The organism is Endozoicomonas sp. ONNA1 (assembly GCF_024606325.1).
Classification (GTDB): Bacteria; Pseudomonadota; Gammaproteobacteria; order Pseudomonadales; family Endozoicomonadaceae; genus Endozoicomonas_A.
Map to the genome: position 1 here is coordinate 1 of NZ_JAHHPN010000557.1, position 3,494 is coordinate 3,494.

The following is a 3,494-nucleotide window of genomic DNA, read 5'->3' on the forward strand; positions in this document are numbered from 1 at the left end:
AGTCAACCTGTCCCGTATTGCCCGAACTATGGGGCGCGGTACCGAGATCGACTCCGGGCGTAAACGTCTCAAGCGCTTCTTCTCCCGCAGTGGCATGGAGCTTGATGATATGGCGAGTACTCACTCTTCCTTTTATATCAAGATTCGTTACGAAATTGTCCCTCTACAGAGGCCATCATCACTGGTTCACATAGGCATACTTGCGCTTTCTATGTCTTCTTTTGTGGTTTTCCAAAGCTTGATCATTCTTGTAAACCTTCTCGCATGGCGGCGGCTGGCTATCCCCCCCGACTACTTCCAGTGCGCAAGTTGGTTGCTTGGTGTGGCTTTTTCTTTTGTGATTCGACAGGGCAACGGCAGTCTTACAGACCGTCCCGCATGGTCGCGGCTGGCCATCCACCCCGACCACTGTTACATCGCAGGTTTGTTGCCCTGAGTGGTCTCTTCTTTTGTGATCCGACAGGGCTTGGGCATTCTTGCAGATCTTCCTGCATGCTCGCAGTTGGCCATCTTCCGAGACTACTGGTAAGTTACAGGTCTTTTGCCCGGTGTGGTATTTGCTTTTGTGAGACGATAGAGATAAATCATTCTTACAGACTCTTCCGCATGGAAGTGGTTTGCCATCCTCCCCGATCACTGTCAAGCCACAGGTTTTTTGCGTGCTGTGGTCTCTTCTTTTGTGATCTGACAGGGCTTGATTATTCTTGCAGATCTTCCCGCATGCTCGCAGCTGGCCATCCTCTGAGACCACCGTTACGTCACAGATTTTTTGCCCGGTGTGGTATCTGCTTCTATGAGTCGACAGGGATAAAGCATTCTTGCAGACTGTTTCGCATGGACGTGGTTTGCCATCTTCCCCGATCACTATCAAGTCACAGGCTTTTTGCGCGCTGTGGTCTTTTCTTTTGTGATCTGACAGGCTTTCGGCACTCTTGCAGACCATTCTGCAAGGTATCTGCTGGCCATCCTCCCCAATCACAGTCTCGTCACAGATCCGTTGTACGGCGTGGCTTCTTCTTCTGTGATCCGACAGGACTTTAGCATTTTTACAAAGCGTCCCGCAGTAATGCGGTTGGCTATCTTCTCTGGTTACTATCTCGTTACAGATTTTTTGCCCGGTATGATATCTGCTTCTGTGAGCCGAGAGGGCTTTGGTACTCTTGCACATTTTTCCGCATCGACGCGTCCGGTTATCCTCTCCGACAATGATCACGTCACAGCTTAGTTGCCCGGTAGTGCCGGTTTTACAGGTTGCCCCTGTACTCACTGAATCTGAGGAAGTCTTGTCTGAGAAGATCCCGTCTATAGAGTTGCTGTTAGTGACTGTGTTGCCAACAATGCCATGCGACTGTCGTTGTAATGGTTGGTCAGAAACGCATTGAATTTCAATGTCAAAGAGATAATCCAACATATCGAAAGGTGGACTTTGTTGAGGGCCTTCAGTGTCTGAAGGATTCAAATTAGCAGTGCAACCAAGGCAGAGTCCATGCGCCAAATGGTGGCATGAGCTTTCTGAGGAATTCAGTGACCATTCAGTGGGTTCTCTGCTGTCGGTTGATGATCTGAAACTACAAACGCCATTACAGGGAAAAACGAAACAATTTAAACCTAAATTATGTGTGTGTGTTTGGGGGCCTCCGTTACCGCCGGCAGAGCCAGAACGCAGGAGGCTAGTGAAAGAACTTGCAGGGTGAGTTGTTGCACGTGGGGTATTTTGCCCCGATGATTCTGATGACGAGTTTGGTTGTTGGTTATGTCCGGAGTCCAACATCATTGTGAAGGTAACAAATGGATAATCCCACTGTGTCAGCATAGATGTAGTCTTTTGTTCTTCAATCGGTTTAAACAGGGGGGGATTGTGGTTCCAATAGCTTTTTAAAAGCCAGGCGACAGCAACAACTGCAACTACTTCCCTGGGTAGCCATGAATAAGGGGCGGGGCTCAAAGAGCCGTCTTGGGGGATCAGGATCCGTTCGTAACCCACGAGCAGGCGAGAGGCGAAGAGCCATTGCCACGAAATCCACTCAATAAGGGTCGTTCTTTCTCGATAACTATCCGGGTTGTGTTGTTTGTCATCAGGCGGTGAATATGATCCTGCATGGTCGTATGTGTCGGCAACGTCTGACGGGTTATACGGCAAGGTATGCAGGCCAAGCTTCTTAAAAAAGCTCTGGTTTGGAAAAACTGCTCTCTTTTCAGGCTCGACAATAAATCGTCCTGTCAACGGTTTGGCCTGGCAGATGACAGGCAGCGACATTAGCAACAACAGCAGTGCTACAAAGAGTGAGTGTTTAAAAATTCTATCCATCTAAGGCTTACGTTTGCGATGTAATCTTTTGTGATCTGACAGGACTCTGGAATTCTTGAAGACCGTCCCGCATGGCTGCAGCTGACCATCCTCTCCGACCACGGTCATGTTACAGGTTTGTTGCCGGGTATGTTTTCTTCTTTTGTGAGCCGACAGGGCTCTGGCATTTTTACAGACCGTCTCGCATGGCCGCGAATTGCCATCCTCACCGACCAAAGTCACGTCACAGGTTTTTTGCCCGGTGTGGCCTTTACTTTTGTGATCCGATAGGGCTTTAGCATTCTTATAGACCATCCCGCATGGTCGCTTCTGGCCATCTCCTCCGACTAGTGTTACATCGCAGGTTTTTTGCCCCGTGTGGTCTATCCTTTTGTGATCTGTCAGGACTTTGGCATTCTTGCACACCATCCCGCAGGGTCGCTGCTGGCCATCCTCTCCGACCACTGTGACAGCACAGGTTTTTTGTCCTGAGTGGCTTCCTCTTTTGTGATCCGACAGAGCTTGAGCATTCTTGCAGATCTTCCCGCAAACTCGCAGCCGGCCATCCTCTGAGACCACTGTTTCGACGCAGGCTCTCTGTCCGCTGTGATATCTGGCTCTGTGAGCTGATAGAGATAAAGCATTCTTGCAAACTGTCGTGCATGGACGTGATTGGCCGTCGTCCCCGATTACTGTCAAGTGACAGGCTTGTTGCATGCTGTGGTCTTTTCTTTTGTGATTTGAAAGGCTTCTGGCATTTTTAAAGACTTTTTCGCATGGACGTGATTGGCCGTCTTCCCCGATCACTGTCAAGTCACAGGTTTTTTGACCGGTGTGATATTTGCTTCTGTGATCTGAAAGACTTTTAGCATTTTTGCAGACCTCCCCGCATGGTCGCTGCTGGCCATCTCCCCCGATTACTGTCTCGTCACAGATTCTTTGCCCGGTGTGATATCTGCTTTTGTGAACCGACAGGGCTTTGGCACTCTTGGAGATAATCCCGCATAGACGTGGCTGACCATCCCTACCGATCACTGTAAAGTCACAGGTTAGTCGCTGCTCGTTAAGATAAGTTTTGAAGGTGGCCACTGCATTCATTGAGCCATGGGATTCCTCATCTGAAGAGTCATTGTCTGTAGAGTCTTCGTCTGAGGAGTCTTCGTCTGTGGAGTCTTCGTCTGTGGAGTCTTCGTCTGTGGAGTCTTCG

2 protein-coding genes are annotated in these 3,494 nt (G+C 49.4%); both read right to left on the bottom strand.

Annotated elements, in window-relative coordinates:
* Window positions 1-178 precede the first annotated feature (178 nt).
* Window positions 179-2,308: a hypothetical protein gene (locus KDK19_RS12765; protein ID WP_257275508.1), complete on the bottom strand. Its 2,130-nt coding sequence runs from the start codon at window positions 2,306-2,308 to the stop codon at window positions 179-181.
* On the bottom strand, window positions 2,309-3,494 hold a 1,186-nt coding region (locus KDK19_RS12770), incomplete at its 5' end, for a DNA polymerase V family protein (protein WP_257287665.1).

Coding starts and splice junctions, on each gene's coding strand:
- KDK19_RS12765 (WP_257275508.1), bottom strand. CDS start 2,308: ATGGATAGAATTTTTAAACACTCACTCTTTGTAGCACTGCTGTTGTTG.